The 16,276-nt window shown below is 63.7% G+C and carries 21 protein-coding genes; 13 read left to right on the top strand and 8 right to left on the bottom strand.

Features of this window, described 5'->3' with window-relative positions; all coding sequences use genetic code 11:
* Positions 1-4 precede the first annotated feature (4 nt).
* A complete protein-coding gene (locus C7K55_RS12650; RefSeq protein ID WP_106633084.1) occupies positions 5-265 on the bottom strand; it encodes a CRR7 family NDH-1 assembly protein in 261 nt (86 codons plus the stop codon).
* Here C7K55_RS12650 and C7K55_RS12645 point away from each other — a divergent pair.
* On the top strand, positions 264-929 hold the full coding sequence (locus C7K55_RS12645; RefSeq protein ID WP_106633083.1) for a DUF6816 family protein: 666 nt from the start codon (positions 264-266) through the stop codon (positions 927-929). The two genes, C7K55_RS12650 and C7K55_RS12645, sit on opposite strands and share 2 nt — an antisense overlap.
* On the opposite strand, the gene C7K55_RS12640 is transcribed toward C7K55_RS12645, so the two are convergent.
* Complete coding sequence (locus tag C7K55_RS12640) at positions 886-1,605, bottom strand: glutathione S-transferase family protein (protein ID WP_106633082.1); 720 nt, start codon at positions 1,603-1,605, stop codon at positions 886-888. The two genes, C7K55_RS12645 and C7K55_RS12640, sit on opposite strands and share 44 nt — an antisense overlap.
* Positions 1,606-1,670: 65 nt before the next feature.
* On the opposite strand from C7K55_RS12640, the gene C7K55_RS12635 reads away from it, so the two are divergent.
* The 5 genes from C7K55_RS12635 to C7K55_RS12615 are packed head-to-tail and all read left to right on the top strand — an operon-like array spanning position 1,671 to position 6,010.
* Positions 1,671-1,877: a DUF751 family protein gene (locus tag C7K55_RS12635; RefSeq protein WP_106633081.1), complete on the top strand. Its 207-nt coding sequence runs from the start codon at positions 1,671-1,673 to the stop codon at positions 1,875-1,877.
* A 2-nt stretch (positions 1,878-1,879) separates the two neighbouring features.
* Positions 1,880-2,272: a 30S ribosome-binding factor RbfA gene (rbfA, locus tag C7K55_RS12630; protein WP_106633080.1), complete on the top strand. Its 393-nt coding sequence runs from the start codon at positions 1,880-1,882 to the stop codon at positions 2,270-2,272.
* Positions 2,262-3,911: a glycoside hydrolase family 3 N-terminal domain-containing protein gene (locus C7K55_RS12625; protein ID WP_396094849.1), complete on the top strand. Its 1,650-nt coding sequence runs from the start codon at positions 2,262-2,264 to the stop codon at positions 3,909-3,911. The genes rbfA and C7K55_RS12625 overlap by 11 nt, the downstream gene beginning before the upstream one ends.
* A 45-nt stretch (positions 3,912-3,956) precedes the next feature.
* The gene (locus C7K55_RS12620; protein WP_106633079.1) at positions 3,957-5,168 is read left to right on the top strand and encodes a glycosyltransferase family 2 protein; all 1,212 of its coding nucleotides are present in this window, start codon (positions 3,957-3,959) and stop codon (positions 5,166-5,168) included.
* An 11-nt stretch (positions 5,169-5,179) separates the two neighbouring features.
* Complete coding sequence (locus tag C7K55_RS12615; RefSeq protein ID WP_106633100.1) at positions 5,180-6,010, top strand: uroporphyrinogen-III synthase; 831 nt, start codon at positions 5,180-5,182, stop codon at positions 6,008-6,010.
* Here the strand turns inward: C7K55_RS12615 and C7K55_RS13360 are convergent.
* Genes C7K55_RS13360 through zds form a run of 3 tightly spaced genes read right to left on the bottom strand, consistent with a single transcriptional unit; the run spans position 5,967 to position 8,435 of the window.
* Positions 5,967-6,509 (bottom strand): hypothetical protein, encoded by a 543-nt coding sequence (locus C7K55_RS13360; protein WP_206603521.1) that lies wholly within the window; start codon positions 6,507-6,509, stop codon positions 5,967-5,969. The two genes, C7K55_RS12615 and C7K55_RS13360, sit on opposite strands and share 44 nt — an antisense overlap.
* Entirely contained in the window at positions 6,490-6,933 is a 444-nt protein-coding gene (locus C7K55_RS12605; RefSeq protein ID WP_106633077.1) for an SRPBCC family protein, read from the bottom strand. The genes C7K55_RS13360 and C7K55_RS12605 overlap by 20 nt, the downstream gene beginning before the upstream one ends.
* 8 nt (positions 6,934-6,941) lie before the next feature.
* Positions 6,942-8,435, bottom strand: coding sequence for a 9,9'-di-cis-zeta-carotene desaturase (gene zds, locus C7K55_RS12600; protein WP_106633099.1), 1,494 nt, complete (start codon positions 8,433-8,435; stop codon positions 6,942-6,944).
* A 98-nt stretch (positions 8,436-8,533) separates the two neighbouring features.
* On the opposite strand from zds, the gene C7K55_RS12595 reads away from it, so the two are divergent.
* The 4 genes from C7K55_RS12595 (at position 8,534) to C7K55_RS12580 (ending at position 10,896) form a co-directional block, all read left to right on the top strand.
* Entirely contained in the window at positions 8,534-8,944 is a 411-nt protein-coding gene (locus C7K55_RS12595; RefSeq protein ID WP_106633076.1) for a HesB/IscA family protein, read from the top strand.
* 88 nt (positions 8,945-9,032) lie between these two features.
* Positions 9,033-9,416 carry a tetratricopeptide repeat protein gene (locus C7K55_RS12590; RefSeq protein WP_241518365.1) on the top strand — a complete coding sequence of 128 codons (384 nt, stop codon included), beginning with the start codon at positions 9,033-9,035 and terminating at the stop codon, positions 9,414-9,416.
* Positions 9,413-10,636: a lipid-A-disaccharide synthase-related protein gene (locus C7K55_RS12585; protein ID WP_106633074.1), complete on the top strand. Its 1,224-nt coding sequence runs from the start codon at positions 9,413-9,415 to the stop codon at positions 10,634-10,636. The genes C7K55_RS12590 and C7K55_RS12585 overlap by 4 nt, the downstream gene beginning before the upstream one ends.
* Positions 10,633-10,896 (top strand): hypothetical protein, encoded by a 264-nt coding sequence (locus tag C7K55_RS12580; protein WP_106633073.1) that lies wholly within the window; start codon positions 10,633-10,635, stop codon positions 10,894-10,896. Before C7K55_RS12585 ends, C7K55_RS12580 begins: the two co-directional genes overlap by 4 nt.
* On the opposite strand, the gene C7K55_RS12575 is transcribed toward C7K55_RS12580, so the two are convergent.
* The gene (locus C7K55_RS12575) at positions 10,853-11,788 is read right to left on the bottom strand and encodes a TIGR01777 family oxidoreductase (RefSeq protein ID WP_106633072.1); all 936 of its coding nucleotides are present in this window, start codon (positions 11,786-11,788) and stop codon (positions 10,853-10,855) included. The genes C7K55_RS12580 and C7K55_RS12575 overlap by 44 nt on opposite strands.
* 101 nt (positions 11,789-11,889) lie before the next feature.
* Between C7K55_RS12575 and ndhO the strand changes: the two genes are divergently transcribed.
* The 3 genes from ndhO (at position 11,890) to C7K55_RS13355 (ending at position 13,042) form a co-directional block, all read left to right on the top strand.
* The gene (ndhO, locus tag C7K55_RS12570) at positions 11,890-12,162 is read left to right on the top strand and encodes an NAD(P)H-quinone oxidoreductase subunit O (RefSeq protein ID WP_106633071.1); all 273 of its coding nucleotides are present in this window, start codon (positions 11,890-11,892) and stop codon (positions 12,160-12,162) included.
* Positions 12,163-12,361: 199 nt separating this feature from the next.
* Positions 12,362-12,604 (top strand): hypothetical protein, encoded by a 243-nt coding sequence (locus tag C7K55_RS12565; protein ID WP_153062465.1) that lies wholly within the window; start codon positions 12,362-12,364, stop codon positions 12,602-12,604.
* Between the two features lie 228 nt (positions 12,605-12,832).
* Positions 12,833-13,042, top strand: a complete 210-nt coding sequence (locus C7K55_RS13355) for a hypothetical protein (RefSeq protein ID WP_127432040.1) — start codon at positions 12,833-12,835, stop codon at positions 13,040-13,042.
* A 345-nt stretch (positions 13,043-13,387) separates the two neighbouring features.
* On the opposite strand, the gene C7K55_RS12560 is transcribed toward C7K55_RS13355, so the two are convergent.
* Both C7K55_RS12560 and C7K55_RS12555 read right to left on the bottom strand, forming a co-directional pair.
* On the bottom strand, positions 13,388-14,038 hold the full coding sequence (locus C7K55_RS12560; protein WP_241518364.1) for a J domain-containing protein: 651 nt from the start codon (positions 14,036-14,038) through the stop codon (positions 13,388-13,390).
* Positions 14,039-14,264: 226 nt separating this feature from the next.
* Entirely contained in the window at positions 14,265-15,749 is a 1,485-nt protein-coding gene (locus C7K55_RS12555; RefSeq protein ID WP_106633069.1) for an iron uptake porin, read from the bottom strand.
* Between the last annotated feature and the right edge of the window lie 527 nt (positions 15,750-16,276).

Below are 16,276 nucleotides of genomic sequence, written 5' to 3'. Positions count from 1 at the left end.
CCCCCTAGCCGGGCGGCTCGATCCGCACCGCAAACCACTGAATCGTCAGGCCAGGCGCCAACTCCAGTTCACAGGCGGTTTCCAGCAGTCGCTGGGCCTGCAGACCCGGGCTAGAGAGACCGACCAGATCTGCCGGCACCGGCTCCAGCTTGGCAAGCCGGGCCTCAAGCCAGGCCAGGGTTTCGGCCGCCGTGAGAATCCGCTCGCCGCCACCTGGCTCCAGCACCACGTAATGATCTAGCTCCCGCAACAGGGGATTGGACATGACTGGAGCCCTACTGGCACCCATCCTGGCGCTGCTGCTGGCGATGGGGCCGGGCGTGCTGGCGGAACGGGCCGCCCACTGGCCCGAGTGGCGCCTACCCGCTCCCTTAGATCGACCCTCAGCTCGAGCCGGTCACCAGGATCTGAGCTACCCAGACTGGATGGCCGGGCGCTGGCAGGTGCGCAGCGATGACCTGGACTACGAGGTGCGCTTCAGCCCCGACCCAGGCGGAGCGGTGGTGGGCGATCGGGCCTTCAATGCCACCGCTATCGGCCGGGCCCTACTGGGCGCTGCCCTGCTGCAAGTGCGCAATGATCCGGCCAATCCAAACCGCCAGATCGCCTTACTGGCGGGGGATCAGCAACTGGAATCGACGGTGGTGGGACGCCGCAGCGAGTCGCCCAATCCGACCGGCTTCTGGTCTGACGAACTGGCCCTGCAGGTACTGCACGGCCCCGGCGACCCCCGGGTTAGCCGGGTAGAAACCCTGAGCCACTACAGCCAAAACCCCGACGGCACTGTTACAACCGAGCAGTGGCAAGCCAGCTATCCCTCACCGGCTCTGGGCCTAGCCGCCGCGGCCAGCAGCAGCGGCCATTTCCAACTAACCCTGACGCCGCTCAGCCCCGACCCGCTTCCAGCGCAATCCGATCCCGCCAGTTGAACAGGGGTTCAAGCAGCGGGTGGTCGGCGATGCCGCTAACCCCTTGGCCCGCCAGGGGGGCGCCGCTGCTGGCGGGAAACTTGAGCAGCCCCAACTGGGCGGCAACAGCCAGATCGGCAAGGGTGAGGCGATCGCCCACTAAGTAGGGCTGATCGGCAACCAGCACAGCCAACTGCTCGAGGTTGGTCTGCAGCTGCTGGCGCTCAGCACTGCCCACCACCGTTGCCACCGCCTCGCCGACGCCCGCCATGACAGCTGCGGGCAGGTTGCTGACCAGCTGACGCAGGGGGCCGGGGGTGGAGTCGGGCAGCAGGGCGGAGCGCAACAGCGGATCAAAAGCCGCCGCTTGCACCAGGGCAAGCCGGCAGCCGGCAGCAAGGGCCGTATCGGCCCAGTCTTCGATCAGCAGCACCCGGGCTCGCTCGGCCGGGGCCTCGGGCAGCAGCAGCGGCTCGGGGTGATGCCGCTCTAGATAAAGGGCAATAGCCGTGGAATCGGCAATTACTTCACTGCCATCTAGCAGCACTGGCACTTGGCGCTGGCCCGACAGGCGGAAGAGTTCCAGCTGGCCCAACCCGGGCGTGACCTCGACCACCGTGTAGTCGAGCCGTTTGGCGGCCAACACCAGCCGCACCTTCTCGCAAAAGGCCGAATGCCTGAACTGGTGCAGTTCCATGCTTCAAATCTGACCTCTGGGCGGCAGAGTAGCCAGCAAGCAGCAAGGACCGACCACCCCGGGCGATGAAGGACTTCTTCCTGAATGTGACGCGCTACCCGCGCTACCTGGTGGCCTTTGGCCTGGGTGTGGCCAATTCGGTGTTCGAACCGCTGGCGGCCAGGGGCCGCAATCCGGTAACGGCGGTTGCCCTGATTGGCGCCGGCGTCAGCGGCCTCCTGAGCCTGGGGCTGATCCTGCATGCGATGGTGAACCCAGCACCGCTGGCATAGCCATGGCACAGAGCCGACGGGTGGAGCGGGTGGCCTCCCTGATCCGCCGCGAAATTAGTGAGCTGCTGATTGGCGGCATCAAGGACGAGCGGGTCAACCAGGGGATGGTGAGCGTCACCACAGTTGAAGTGGCCGGCGATCTGCAGCACTGCAAAATTTTTGTGAGCGTCTTCGGCAGCGACTCCGACAAGGAGCAAGCCATGGCAGGCCTGCGTTCGGCTAGCGCCTTCGTGAAGGGTGAGCTGAGCCGGCGGCTGAAGATGCGGCGCACCCCTGAGGTGGTGTTTGTGCTCGATCGAGGCATCGAAAAGGGCACCACGGTGCTGGGGCTGCTCAATCGCCTAGAAGACGAGCGGCAGGAGAAGGGCGAACCCCCCGAAGCCAGTGATCTCTGAACCAAGCGCGACCCAAACCGTCGGTCCAGCCCTGCTGCGCCTGATCCACCAGCTGATCGTGGTGCGCGGCAGCGGCAAACTCGCCGACCACCAACGCGGCTACCCCCGCTGGGAGCTGCCTAACAACAAGCTCCGCAGCCTGCTGGAGGCTGGCGTGGGCGGCGTCATCCTGCTTGGCGGCAGCGCCGCCGAGGTGGCCCTGCGCTGCACCCAGCTGCGCCGATGGGCCGGTCAGCCGCTGCTGCTCTGCGCCGATGTGGAGGAGGGAGTGGGCCAGCGTTTCGACGGCGCCACTTGGCTGGTGCCACCCCTAGCCCTGGGGCGCCTCTACGGACGCGAGCCCCAACAGGCGCTTGAGCTAGCCGAACGCTACGGGCAGTGCACGGGCCGGGATGCCCAGGGCCTGGGGCTCAACTGGGTGCTGGGGCCGGTGTGCGATGTCAACAACAACCCGGCCAACCCGGTAATCAATGTGCGGGCCTGGGGGGAAGATCCAGCCACAGCCGGGGCGCTGGCAGCGGCCTTTGTGCGGGGCGTGCAGGCAGCTGGGGTGCTCGGCTGCGCCAAACACTTCCCAGGCCATGGCGACACCAGCAGCGATTCCCACATCACCTTGCCCCTGCTGCCCCACAGCCGCGAGCGGCTGGCGGCGATCGAGCTACCGCCGTTTCAACAGGCGATCGCTGCTGGAGTGGCCTCGGTGATGACCGCCCACCTGATGCTGCCGGAGCTTGATCAAGAGCGGCCAGCCACCCTGTCCAAGCCGGTGCTTACCGGGCTGCTGCGCCAGCAGCTGGGCTTCGGTGGCTTGATCGTGACCGATGCCCTGGTGATGGACGCGATCACGGGGCGCTACGGCGCCGGGGAGGCGGCCGTGCTGGCCCTGGAAGCCGGGGCCGATCTGGTCTTGATGCCCGCCGATGCGGATGCCGCCATCGCCGCCATCGCTGAAGCGGTGGCCAGCGGCCGGCTCAGGGTTGAGCAGCTGGAAGCCAGTGCCGAGCGCCGCCTTCAGGCCCTGGAGCGCTGCGCGGGGCCTGAAGCGGCCTTGGCCGTTGCCGATCCAGAGGCGGCCGCCCAACCCAACCAGGTCCTGGCCCTGGAGCTGGTGCGGGCCACCATGGAGACGGCGGGCAGCAGCGGCGCCGCCACCCCCCAGGCCGGCATCAATCTGATCAGGCTCGACTCGGCCTTGGCCGCAGCCGCCGCAGTGCTAAAAGCCACTGCTCCAGCCCTGGCTCGGCCCGAATCCCGCGGCTGGAGCACCCTGCTGCTGGAGGGCCGCAGCCCCAGCCCTTGGGGCACCGACACCGACGCCCCTCTCGCCATGGAGCGGCTCGGCCCTGGGCCCGTGCTGCTGCAGTTGTTTGTGCGGGGCAATCCCTTCCGAGGCAGCGCCGGCAGCGCCGAACCTTGGCCCGCGGCCCTGAGACAGTTAGCTAGAGCCGGAAGGCTGGCGGGGCTGGTGGTGTATGGCAGCCCCTACCTCTGGGAGGAGCTGCGCCCCCTATTGCCGCCGGGCGTCCCTGGCGTCTACAGCCCCGGCCAGATGCCCCTGGCTCAGGCCGAAGCTCTCCAAAGACTGGGCAGTGGACTGGGGCTGGGAGACACTGAAGCGGGCGCTGGCTTCACCGACTGAGCCGGAGCCAAGCTGCCTGTTTCCAGCCCCGTCCCCATCCGGCCCATGCTCAGTCTCTCGATGATCGTGCGCAACGAAGCCGAGCGGCTGGAGCGCTGCCTGGCCTCGGTGGCGGGCTTCGTCGATGAGATGGTGCTGCTGGACACCGGCTCCAGCGATGCCACCATCGCCATCGCCGAGAGCTGCGGTGCGGTGGTTCACCAGCTGCCCTGGCCAGGGGATTTCGCGCCGGCCCGCAATGAGGCCCTGGGGCACGTGAAAGGCGACTGGGTGCTCGTGCTCGATGCCGACGAGTGGCTGCTGCCCGAGGCCCGCCAGCCGCTCCAAGCCCTGATGGCCGAGCCGGACCTGCTGCTGATCAACCTGCTGCGGCAGGAGCTGGGGGCGGCCCAGTCGCCTTACTCAAATGTGAGCCGCCTGTTTCGCCGCCATCCAGCCATCCACTGGAGCCGGCCGTACCACTCGATGGTGGACGACAGCGTGCTGGCCCTGCTGGAAAAGGAGCCCCACTGGCAACTGGCTGATTGCGCTGTGCCTGCGCTAGCCCACGATGGCTACCGCAGTGATCTGCTGGCCAGCGGTGCCAAGGCAGAGCGGCTGCGCCAGGCCATGGAGGCCGACCTTGCCGCCAATCCTGGGGATCCCTACGCCTGCGCCAAGCTCGGCAGCCTGGAGGTGAGCGAGGGCAGCCGCGAACGCGGCATCGCCTTGCTGCAGCAGGGATTGGCCCGGTGCCCAGCCAGCCGCCACCCCGAGCGCTACGAGCTGCTGCTGCACCTGGCGATCGCCCTGGGCAGCAGCGACCCAAAGCACGCATGCCAGCTATACCGCCAAGCCCTGGAGCTACCCCTGCCGCCGCGGCTCACCCTGGCGGCCCGGCTGAATCTGGCCGCCCTGCTGCAAGAGCCCGGCACCACGAGCCAGGGCGCCCTGGAAGAGGCCTGCGAGTTGTGCCGCCAGGCCTGCGCAGCAGCGCCCGAACTAGCACTCGGCTGGCTGCACCTGGGGATTAGCGAGCGGCGACGAGGCCAGCTGCCGGCGGCAATCGCGGCCTACCGCTCAGGCCTGGAGCGCGATCCAAGCCTGGCCGCCGCCCAGCAAAACTTGGCCGTTGCCCTGCTGCTCAGCGGTGATGTGCGAGGGGCCCGCAGCGGCTTCCGCCAGGCGATCGCCCTACTGGAGCAGCAAAACCAGCAAAGCGAAGCGGAAGCACTGCGGCAACAGGCGGGCAGCATGGTCAAGCTGGATGACCAGTGATCCCCCTGGCCATGGCTTCTGACTCCTATCTGAGCGGCCGCAGCATCGCCGTGACCAGGGCCGAAACCCAGCTAGGTGAAGCCCGGCGCCTGTTTGAAGCCGCTGGCGCCACGGTGGTAGACCTACCTGCCTTGGTGGTGACCCCACCAGATGAATGGGGGCCCCTCGACGATGCCCTGGCCGAGCTCGATGATTTCCACTGGCTGGTTTTTTCCAGTGGCAACGGCGTTGAGGCCGTGGAGCAGCGGCTGCGCCGCATCGGCCGCTCCCTGGCACGGCGGCCCAGCCACCTGAAGATCGCTGCGGTAGGCCGCAAAACCGCGGCGCAGCTCGAATCGTTGGGATCGCCCGCCGACTTCATCCCGCCCAGCTTTGTGGCCGACAGCCTGCTGGAGCACTTTCCCGTCTCAGGTTGGGGGCTGCGCCTTTTGCTGCCCCGGGTGCAGAGCGGCGGCCGCACCCTGCTAGCGGATGCCTTCGCCGCCGCTGGTGTCCGGGTGGTTGAAGTTGCCGCTTACGAAACCGGCTGTCCAGAGGGTTTACCCAGCGCAGCGGTGGCCGCCCTAGAGCAACGGCGCCTCGACGCAATCACCTTCAGCAGCGGCAAAACCGTGAGCCACACCTGCCAGCTGCTGAAAGGGGCTTTCGGGCCCACCTGGAGCAGCCAGCTGGAGGGGGTGGCGGTGGTTTCAATCGGACCCCAAACCAGCGAGCGCTGCCGGCAGCTACTCGGCCGCGTCGATGCTGAAGCCGATCCCCATGACCTGAGCGGACTGGTGGATGCCTGCGGCCGCAGCCTCAGAGCTCGGCCGTCACCGCCTGCTTGCCATGACGCAGGGTGAGGCGACCATTTTGAACATCGATGCTGGCCACGCTCCAACCCACCGGCAGTAGGGGCGTGGTTCTGTAGTCCGTGGTTCTGTAGTCCGTGGTGCTGCCGCCTCTCTGACCGACCCGCAAGGTGCCGCTCTCCGCACCGAACTGCACCAGAGCCTCGGGGGTGCCGCCGGAGCGAATCACACCGTTGAAGATCAAGCCAGGGGGGAGGCTGAGCGGTGTTGGACGGGCAGAGGAAGCTGTTGCGGGAGTCGCCAGGGGCGCAAATGGATCAACACGCCCAGATGAAACGGAAGCCACCACCTGGTTGGAGCTGGGCAGGGGTGTCAGTCCCGCCAAGGGAGCTGGTGCCCCAACAGGCGCTGGTGCTGGGGGTGCCGGCTGCGACATAGGCGGCGAGGTTGCCTGGCTGGAGGCCTGAGGGGGCTGCTCCCCAGAGCACGAGGCCAGCAGCAGGGCTGCAGCGATAGCAGAGCCGAGGAACTTAGGGGTTGCGAGATTCAACGAGATCACGGAATCGATCAAGGTTGGCCTGAAGCTCCTTGGTCACAATTCCACCCAGGATGCTTGGTTCCATCAATGGTGCCAAGACCCCGGGGAGTTCATAGCTGACGCTCAGCTTGACCGCCGTGAGCTCGGGCTCCTGGGAGTAGAAGCGCACCGCACCCTTAGTGGGCAGGCCTCCCACCGACTCCCAGTGCAGTTGCTGGGCCTCAACCCGCTGGCTGATACGGGCTTTCCAATGGAAGCGGAAGCCTTGCGCCGCCAGGGTCCAATCGGTGAGATCGGGATCGTTGGGCTCGGTTACAACCGACTCGATCCAGCGCATCCACTGGGGCATCGCCTCCAAGTCACTCCATACCTCCCACACCTGATCCACCGAGGCCCGGATCTCTGTGGTGACGCTGTGCTCAAGCCAACGGCCCATGGAATCTCCTACGAAACAGAGGTGTTGGTGGCCAGCGCAGCCTGGCTTCCCAGGATCGCAGCTGCGGCTAAGCGCCCACTCATGGTGGCGCCTTCCATCGAATCGATGTAATCCTGCTTGGTGTAACTACCGGCCAGATAAAAATTCGCTACCGGCGTGGCTTGCTCTGGCCGGTAAGGCTCCATGCCTGGAGCCTCGCGGTAAAGGGACTGGGCCAGCTTCACCACGTTGCTCCACACCAGCTTCAGTCCCGCGGCCGAAGGGAACAGGCTTCGCACCTGGGCGTCGGTGTGGGCCACGATCTCTTCGGTTTTCTTGGGAATCCAGGGATCACCTGGGGTGAGCACGCACTGGAGCAAGGAGCCCTGCCCCTGCTTGCGGTAATCCTCGGGACTGGCCAGGGCCAGATCGGCGAAGCAGCTGAAGTCAGCGTCGGCGGTGTAGAGCAGGTTGTCGAGGCCAGCGGGGCTGCTGAGATCGGCTCGGGCGGCGGTGGCGGCGGCGCCATCACCGAGCTCGGTTACCCAGCCGTCATAACGAAGCTGCACGGTGGCCACCGGCACCGCATCGAGCTTGTAAATGTTGTCGAAAAGGGGCCAGCGGCGCCAGGCTTGGGGCAGCATTCGCTGTATACCAGGCACATCACAGGCGGCCAGATAGTTGTCTGCGACTACGGATACATCGCCCTCAGGGGTGCCGAGAGTGAGGCTGCTCACCCGGGTAGCGGGCTGGCCATCGACGCCAGCTGCCCCCTCCTCGAAATGCACCTCCGTAACCCGGTGGCGCAGATGCAGCCGGCCGCCGCGCTGCTGGATGTAGTCGAGAATCGGGCCCGAGAGCCAGCGGTGGGGGGAGCCTTTGAGCAGGTTGAGCTTGGAGGCCTCGGTTTTGGAGGCAAACATCATGAAGATCGTGAGCATGCAGCGGGCCGAGATCGCCTCGCAATCAATGAAGCCCAGGGCATAGGCGATCGGATTCCACATCCGCTTAATGCTCTGCTCACTGCCGCCATGGCCCACAAACCACTCCTGGAAGCTGATCCGATCCAGGGCGCGGATCGTCTTCATGGCCCCCTCGTAGTCCACCAAGCCGCGCACGATCGGGCTGGTGCCTAGGGCCAGGGCATTGCGCAGCTTGTCGATCCAGTCGAGCTGGGGAGTGGTGAAGAAGGCCTTCAAGCCGTTGAAGGGAGCGCCAAGGGCAAAGCGAAAGTCAAGCTCCCGGAGATCGCCGCCAGTATTCACAAACAGGTGGGTGTGGTCCTTGGGCAGCAGGTTGTCGATCGCCCCCACCTTGCGCATCAGGGCGAAGAGGTTGGCGTAGTTGAAAAAGAACACATGCAGCCCCATCTCAATGTGGTTGCCGCCCTCATCCACCCAGCTGCCCACCTTGCCGCCCAGAAACGGCCGGGCCTCGTAGAGATCCACCTGGTGGCCGGCATCCACCAGATCCACCGCCGCAGATAAACCGGCCAGTCCCGCTCCCACGATGGCGACCTGCACCCTTTCAACCCTCATTAGTGCGCTGACTCTATGGAGACACTCCGCCAGGCAGCGAACGGGGAGCCTCCATACAGTGGTTGCAACTGGCGTAGATCTTGATGAGTACCGAAACTGTCACTACTGTTGCAGCCCAGGCCCAACCCACCTTCACCGCCAAAGACGGGAAGGGGATCCTGATCACCGAACCTGCCATGAAGCAGCTGGGGGCTCTGATGAACCAGCAGGGCGAGGCCAAGGTGTTGAGGGTGGGCGTGCGCTCCGGGGGCTGCAGCGGCATGAGCTACACGATGGACTTCATCGATGCCAGCGCGATCCAGGGCGATGACGAGCACTACACCTACGAACCCGCCGATGCTCCCAGTTTCGCGGTGGTATGCGATCCCAAGAGCCTGCTCTACATCTACGGAATGCAGCTGGATTTTTCCAGTGCCCTGATCGGCGGCGGCTTCAACTTCACCAACCCCAATGCCAGCCAGACCTGCGGCTGCGGCAGCTCGTTTGCGGTGTAATGCCCGTCGGGTGGCAATCTGAGCAGATGACCAGGCAAGCCGCCTCCCTATGACCTCAGCAGACGTACCGTCCCTGTTCGAGCAGGCTATGCAGCGCTACCAGGAGGGAGCGGCACCCGCTGAATTGATCGATAGCTTCATCGCCATCACCGAGCAGTCCCCCAACCAGTCGGCGGGATGGACCTGCCTGGCTTGGCTGCAGCTGCTCGATGAGCAGCCCCAAGCTGCCCTGCGCTCCGCCAAAACCGCCGTGCGCCTTAACCCCCAGGACCCCCAGGCCCGCATCAACCTGAGCCTGGCCATGCTGGAAACGGGCGCCAAAGGGGTGCGCGAACACGTCGAAATTGTGCAGCGGGTAATGGCAATGGCGCCGGAGATGACTGGCGACCTGCAAAAGTCGATCGCCGATGGCCTAGTGCGCAAACCAGGCTGGAAGGCCATGGAGAAGCTGAAGGCCTGGCTGGCGGGTTGAAACCGGTTCTGCTACTCAGCAACGGCCACGGGGAAGACCTCAGTGGTGCCCTCGTGGCTGCCGAGCTGATGCAGCGGGGCATTCCGGTTGAGGCTCTGCCCTTGGTCGGTCACGGCAGCCCCTATCGCCAGCGGGGCGTGCCGGTGCTGGGCCGCACCCGCAGCTGCAGCACGGGCGGCCTCGGCTACACCAGCCTGCGCGGACGGCTCAGCGAGCTGCTGGAAGGCCAGATGGGCCATGTGCTCGGCCGGCTATTGCTCCTGCGCCGCCGCCGCCGCCACTACGGCCTGGTGGTGGCCGTGGGCGATGTGCTGGCGGTACTGGGGAGCTGGCTCTCGGGCCTGCCCAGCGCCGTTTATCTAGTGGCTTACTCCAGCCACTACGAAGGCCGCCTGCGCCTGCCCTGGCCCTGCGGCTGGCTGCTGAACCAAGCAAGCATCAAAGCCATCTGGAGCCGCGATTCCCTCACCGCCAACGACCTCAGCCAGCAACTGAACCGTGCCGTGGTCTTCCTCGGCAATCCCTTCCTCGACGTGGTGAGCGCCGCCACATGCGAATCACTGCAGCTGCCGGCGTTGCAATTGGAGCTGGCGCTGGTGCCAGGCAGCCGCCTGCCGGAAGCGGCGCGCAATTTCGCTCTGATGCTGCGGGTGCTGGCCCTGCTGCCCGAGGAATGGGCGCGCAGCCAGCCCCTGCGGCTACGCGCCGCCCTGGTGTCCGAGCTCGACGGCAGTCGCGTTGCCAAGCTGGCCGGCCCCCTGGGCTGGCGGCTCGAAGCAAGCGACCGGCTGGTGCGCGGCCCCCTGGCAGTTGAACTTGGCTGGGGCCAGTTTGGGGAGATCTTGGCCTCCTCCCAGCTGGTGCTGTGCATGGCTGGCACCGCCGCCGAACAGGCCGTGGGGCTAGGCAAGCCAGTGCTGCAGCTGGTGGGACAGGGCCCCCAATTCACAGGGGGCTTTGCTGAAGCCCAGCGCCGCTTGCTTGGCCCAGGCGTGCACTGCGCCCCCGGCAGCAGCGGCAGTGATGCAACCCTGAGGGCCAGTGCCCTGCTAGCCCAAGGCCTGCTGGAGCAGCAAAGCGATCACAAGCAAGGACCAGCCCTTCGCCAGTCCCTGGCCGCCATTGGCCTGGAGCGAATTGGCGCGCCCGGCGGCAGCCAGGCGATGGCAGCGGCGATCATGGCAATGCTGTGCCCTAATCAGGCCTCTGAGCTGCCATGACCACACCTACCCCACCCAGCTTGCTGCAGCAACTCAAGGGATCGATGGACACCCTGTTGGTGGTGGATGTGTTTGTGGTGATTGCCGGGGCAATTTGGTTTGCGGTGGCCGTAACCCTACACAGCCAACACATCGAAGCCCCCCTGGAGTTGTTTCAGCGGCTGTGGGAACCGCTTTTTACCCCGGCAATTGGCCTGTTGATGGGAGCGGCCCTGCTCAGCGGGGTGCTGGGTTGGTGGCAGCGGCGAGGGCAGCGCTGAGCTGGGGATACTGAAAAGTGAATCCCTGGGCCAGCAAGCGCTCGGGCAGCACCTGCTGGCCCTCCAGCACCACCTGGGCCCCGTCGCCAAGCAGCAGCTGCAGGATCGGCCCCGGCACGGGCAGCCGGCTGGGACGGCCTAGGGCCTTGCCTAAGGCACTGGCGAACAGGCCCATGGTGGTGGCTTCCGGGCTAACGGCGTTGTAGACGCCGCTGTAGGCGCCATCCTCAAGGGCCGTGGCGATCAGGCGGCAGAGGTCGTGGCGATAAATCCAGCTCATCCACTGGCGTCCGGAACCGACCGGCCCACCGAAACCCAAACGAAAGATGGGCAACATCTTGCCGAGGGCACCACCATCGGGGCCCAGCACGATGCCGATGCGCAGCTTCACCAGCCGGCAAGCAGCTGGAACCTGATCAGCGGCCGCTTCCCAGCGCTGGCAGATCTCGGCCAGAAAATCGCCCCCGGCTGGGCTGGTCTCGCTGAAGCGCGTCTGCGTACTGGAGCCGTAGAAGCCCACGGCTGAACCATTAACCAACACGGCGGGGGGCTGCTCCAGCCGCGCCAAGGCAGCCACCAGCAGCTCAGTTGTGCGAACGCGGCTTTGCAGCAACAGCTGACAGTGGCCAGGGGTCCAACGACGTTCAGCGATCGGCTCACCGGCGAGGTTCACGACACCCTCCGCCTCAGAGAGGGCCCTATCGAGGCCGTTATCAGCCCAACTGGCCGCATCGGCCGGATCTAGGCGTATGCAGGCCAGTCTCTTGCCAACCAGAGCCGGAAAGGGCTGGGACTGACGGCTCACGAGGGTCAGCTCATGGCCCAGCTCGAGCAGAAAAGGCACCAGCTCGCGACCTACAAACCCCGAACAACCCAGCAGCAGCAGCCGCATTTCAGACCTAACAGCTTGTGGGAGGCTAGGCGGTTGCAACTAAGACGAGCTGGTCTGGACTGCACGAAGCGCCTTAACCTGAGCCAACAGACAAATGCACCATGGCTGACGCCGCCCCAGCACCTGCCGCCCAGCCGCAAGTACAGACGCCAGCTCAGACACCCTTGAAAAAGGGCAGCCTGGTGCGGGTAGACAAAGCTGCTTACATCGGCAGCCTGGAAGCCAGCGCCAGCGAAGCGCAACTGCCGGCCTACTTGGTGGAGGGTCCTGGCGAAATCCTGGCCATCAAGGGTGACTATGCCCAGCTGCGCTGGCGACGCCCGGTGCCGGATGTGTGGCTACGGCTAGACCAATTGGAGGCTTTTCCTGCTTGAACAGACTTTCCAGCTTTGTGACCTTTGGCAACCTTGGTAGAGCATTGACTCTGACCAATCTTTGCCGGTTGTTTGCGCTCCTGATGGTGGCCTGGCAGCCCTTCCCGGGGGAATACCGGGTGCCGTTGGTGGGGTCAGCCCTGCTGGGCCCACATCACTTGCTCCTGGCAAAAGCTGGGGTGAAATTGCCTCAGTTGTATTGGTTGGACTAGCCGGACTAAGCGTGCTCTATGGGCTCCGCCGCCAGCAAGATCACCGCTGGCTGCAGACTGGCCTAGTGATAGTGATTGCCGCCTGGATCGGAGATGGCCTGCTGCAAGCTCTCACCGGCGCAGATATATTTGGCATCACGCCAAAAGCGGAGGGGATGATTAATGGGCCGCTCACCACTAACGGCATTTTTGGCATAATCGTGGCAGCATTGACCCCACTGGTGCTGTAGGAGCCTCTAAAACAACGCCAGCGCTGGGCCATTTACCAACTAATTGGAATAGCAATAACGGCAATTCTCTCGGGCCAACGCAATAATCTATTACTACTGGGCTTAGGCCTGATTGCACTATCGAGTCTCTGGAGTAGGCGCACCCGCCTAATTGGCTTAGCGATATTGGTGGCAACCGTAGTTGCTATATATCCATTTACACCAACCCTTCAACAGCGATCGAGCTGGATGATCTCCTCCGGAAGCGAAATGGTCGCTTCACTTCAGGAGCTACGCGAAAATCCAAGCGATGCCAAATCAAGCAAGCGACTGTTTAATTCTTTAAACCGCTTCACCTCCGACAGAGCTTTTCTTGTTGACGCAGGGCTAAAAATGATTCAAGGTCGCTCCCTTACCGGCGTTGACATCAATGCATTCCGCCCTGCCTACCCGCTATAAGCCCAGCTCACTCCCCATGGCCATCGAGACAAGCCCACCCATGCCCACAACATTTACCTAGAACTAACAGCTGAAACAGGGTTAATTGGCCTTGGCGGCCTCCTGCTAGCAATAGCACTTGGCTGGCGCTGGTTTGCGCTGGCATGCCACGAAAGACAAAGAATGGCAGCACACTATGCAGCCACATTACTAGTAATGCTTTTCCCACTAACAACCCACACCATTTTATTTGCAGCATTTTACTTCTGCCTCCTGATAATGGTACCAGGAGGTTTTTTGGCGGCCCTCTTTTCTCAAGAGGCAGTCATTGCCGCGCAAATTTAACCTACACCAAATGAAATCAGCTCAACCAGCTAGCTCCCGCCTCTGGGACTGCAATGACTGACGGCGCAGTCGAGCCTGCTTCAGAAGCTCCCTGCCGTCGTGCAGATATGAATCCACGTAGCCCATGGTGTAGCGCTCCAGTTCAGTGAGAGCATCATTCACCAAGCTGAGGCAGTGATAAAGATCGAGGGCAAATGCTTGCCCCCCTGGTGGACATACCTGAGAGCGGTATATCAACTCAACCTTGTCGATGCGGGCCTGGCCCTGCTCGAGAAAGGCACAGAATGACTCCATCAAGGTGTCGTCGTAGGGATCGGCGGAGAGGGCCTTGAGCTGGGCTGGGAATGGGTTGATCACTTGAGCCAGAAGCCGATCAATAGGCGCGTATACCTGCTGCAACCACTGCTGCAACACGGCATCAGTGGCAGCGCTGCGTGTGGACTGAGCACGGGCCCGCTTCACGGAAAAGCTGGCGCCAGCAGGATCTAAAGAGGTCGGCGCTGTGAGGTCGTAGCGGCGGCGGCGATCGGCATCGCGTAATACCTCCCAGGCTGCGTTTAGGGCCAGGATTGTGCGGTCATCGCCGCCAGCATCCGGGTGGTGCTGCTTCACCAGGGCTCGGTAGGCGGCCTTGATTTCAGCACCGCTGGCAGTGGGCGAAACACCCAGCACGCGATAAGGATCGGCAGTGGGTTCAGCAGCAGCCAGGGCGAGGCCTCCGCAAGCAAAGGAATTTGTCGATGACTTTAGGAACTCAAGCCCCACTGCCTGCAGATATCACTGCGGCTGCCCAACAAAAAACCCCAGCCGAAGCCGGGGTTGATCGAGGTGTGTTGAGAAGTGGAGAACGAAAGGACCGGAAATGTGTGAGGAATCCGGTCCAGTTGTGTTCTGAGGATCAGAACTTGAAGGTGGTCTTGACCAGGCCGCCCCAGGTGTCGCTGAAGCCAGCAGCATTGTTCTCGATCCAGAACAGAGCCGGGGTGACACTGATGTTGTCGGTGACCTGGAACTTGTACCAGAGTTCCCATGCAAGGGTGGCGGAGTCGGAAGAACCGGTGCCTTCGTCAAACCAGATACCGCCGGTACCTACACCGCCAGCAACTGCGGTACCAGCGGAGCCGATGGCAGTTCCGAGGGCGTTACCCTTCATGAAGGCGTCAGCCCACTGCAGGCCGACCATCCAAGACCAAGCAGCGGCACCGTCGGTTCCGAAGGCAGTGGTGTCGGCATAACCGAAGCCAGCGCTGATGGAAGGCATCCAGCCAGCTTCAGAAGGCTGCCAGTAGCCAGCCAGGGTGATGCCGTTGGTGTCAACTGTCCCACCCAGATTGCCCTCGCTGTAGGCGTATGCAAAGGCGGCACCCCAGTTACTACCGGCGTAGCCGATCTGAGCGGTGATGGTTTCGTCAGTAAAGATGCCGGATTGCGAGGATTCGGAAACGCTCTCAGGTGACACGTAGTTCACGCTGATGCTGAAGCCATCTTTCTGATACCAAACACCAGCACCGGCTCCAAGGCCGAGAGTGTATACGGTACGACCACCGGCGTATGTGAACAGGTCGAGCACGGTGTCAGCGGGATACACACTGGGCCACATGGCCAGCATGTCGTCCTGACGAACTTTTGCACCACCAGTGACGGTGAAGTTCTCACCCACAGGGAACTGGTAGAAGAGGCGGTTGACGCCAACAGTGTCAACACCAGCCTGCTGGAAGCCCTGGTCTTCCTGGAAAGCTGTTTCCAGAGTGGTGTTCTGGTTGCCAAACACCGAGTTGGCAAAGTTGCCGGAACGCAGGGTGGTGCGCAGCAGGTCCTTACCGGTGAAGCTGGTGTCTAGGGTCAGGCGAAGGTCATAGTTAACCGTCACTTCGTCGGTGGTATTAGCACCGTTGAAGGGAGGCACGTTGCCGGCGCCGCCAAGCACCATGGTGGCAATACCCTTCAGCTTGGTGGTGGTGGAGAACTGGTTAGCTTCCAGCTCGCCCACTTTGGCCTCGAGGCCGTCAACGCGACCCTTGAGGATGGCGAGTTCCTTCTCGAACTCGGCCATCAGCTTCTTGAGCTCGTCGGTCACTTCGGTGACGCGATCAAGACAAGCGTTGAGCAGAGCAGCTGCTTCGAAGCGGGTCATGGCCCGGGCGCCCTTGTAGGTGCCGTCGGGGTAACCAGCGACGCAGCCGTAGCGCTCGATCAGGTTGGACAGAGCCTGGTAAGCCCAGTCGGTGGGCTTGACGTCAGAGAACTGGGAGATGCTGGTGACTTGCTCCTCGGAGGCGTACTTGTTGACGCCGTCCAAGTTGAGCTCAGCTGCGGTAGCGGCCACAGGGGCCAGCAGACCAAGGGCTGCAGGTGCAACCAGGAGTTGCTTAAAGAGTTTCATGGGTTCCTCACACGAGATGGCGCAATGCGCCGAACACATAATCACCCGTATCACAGCATCAGCACCTGGGCCTGTGCCACTGCGCACAATGACACGCGCCCCCAAAAACGATGCCCCCGACGGGCACTGGGCTCGTCGGGGGCTCTCGCCGGGTCCGCTATGGCGCGGAACCGTTTGATCAGGAATCAGGCGCCGAAATCAGCCGGCGTTCTCCGCGATCAGCAGACCCTGGGTGAAACAACTGGAACTCACGGGCACCTCCTCCTCTGGGGATTGGAGCCAGCCGGCGATGCATTCGGCAGGATCAGCACCCGAAGGTCCAGATCTTTGCCACATCACTGCTGACAGAACTCGAGAAATTTAGCCAACAAAAAAGCGCCCCCGTGGGGGCGCTGAGGCTGATTTCGGATATCAAAACCAGGCTTCGATCAAAGAGCGTTACCGCGGGGTAGAACCTCTTCAGGGAAGACGAAGTTTTCATGCGGCTGGTCAGCCGGTGCCATCCAGGCACGCAGACCTTCATTCAG

The sequence above is a fragment of the Cyanobium usitatum str. Tous genome, from assembly GCF_003011885.1.
Classification (GTDB): domain Bacteria; phylum Cyanobacteriota; class Cyanobacteriia; order PCC-6307; family Cyanobiaceae; genus Cyanobium_A; species Cyanobium_A usitatum.
Note: the sequence above shows the minus strand (reverse complement) of the source record. Positions and strands in the feature narration are given on the sequence as shown.

Coding starts and splice junctions, on each gene's coding strand:
- C7K55_RS12645 (WP_106633083.1), top strand. CDS start 264: ATGACTGGAGCCCTACTGGCACCCATCCTGGCGCTGCTGCTGGCGATG.
- C7K55_RS12650 (WP_106633084.1), bottom strand. CDS start 265: ATGTCCAATCCCCTGTTGCGGGAGCTAGATCATTACGTGGTGCTGGAG.
- C7K55_RS12640 (WP_106633082.1), bottom strand. CDS start 1,605: ATGGAACTGCACCAGTTCAGGCATTCGGCCTTTTGCGAGAAGGTGCGG.
- C7K55_RS12635 (WP_106633081.1), top strand. CDS start 1,671: ATGAAGGACTTCTTCCTGAATGTGACGCGCTACCCGCGCTACCTGGTG.
- rbfA (WP_106633080.1), top strand. CDS start 1,880: ATGGCACAGAGCCGACGGGTGGAGCGGGTGGCCTCCCTGATCCGCCGC.
- C7K55_RS12620 (WP_106633079.1), top strand. CDS start 3,957: ATGCTCAGTCTCTCGATGATCGTGCGCAACGAAGCCGAGCGGCTGGAG.
- C7K55_RS12615 (WP_106633100.1), top strand. CDS start 5,180: ATGGCTTCTGACTCCTATCTGAGCGGCCGCAGCATCGCCGTGACCAGG.
- C7K55_RS12605 (WP_106633077.1), bottom strand. CDS start 6,933: ATGGGCCGTTGGCTTGAGCACAGCGTCACCACAGAGATCCGGGCCTCG.
- C7K55_RS12595 (WP_106633076.1), top strand. CDS start 8,534: ATGAGTACCGAAACTGTCACTACTGTTGCAGCCCAGGCCCAACCCACC.
- C7K55_RS12590 (WP_241518365.1), top strand. CDS start 9,033: ATGCAGCGCTACCAGGAGGGAGCGGCACCCGCTGAATTGATCGATAGC.
- C7K55_RS12580 (WP_106633073.1), top strand. CDS start 10,633: ATGACCACACCTACCCCACCCAGCTTGCTGCAGCAACTCAAGGGATCG.
- C7K55_RS12575 (WP_106633072.1), bottom strand. CDS start 11,788: ATGCGGCTGCTGCTGCTGGGTTGTTCGGGGTTTGTAGGTCGCGAGCTG.
- ndhO (WP_106633071.1), top strand. CDS start 11,890: ATGGCTGACGCCGCCCCAGCACCTGCCGCCCAGCCGCAAGTACAGACG.
- C7K55_RS13355 (WP_127432040.1), top strand. CDS start 12,833: ATGATCTCCTCCGGAAGCGAAATGGTCGCTTCACTTCAGGAGCTACGC.
- C7K55_RS12555 (WP_106633069.1), bottom strand. CDS start 15,749: ATGAAACTCTTTAAGCAACTCCTGGTTGCACCTGCAGCCCTTGGTCTG.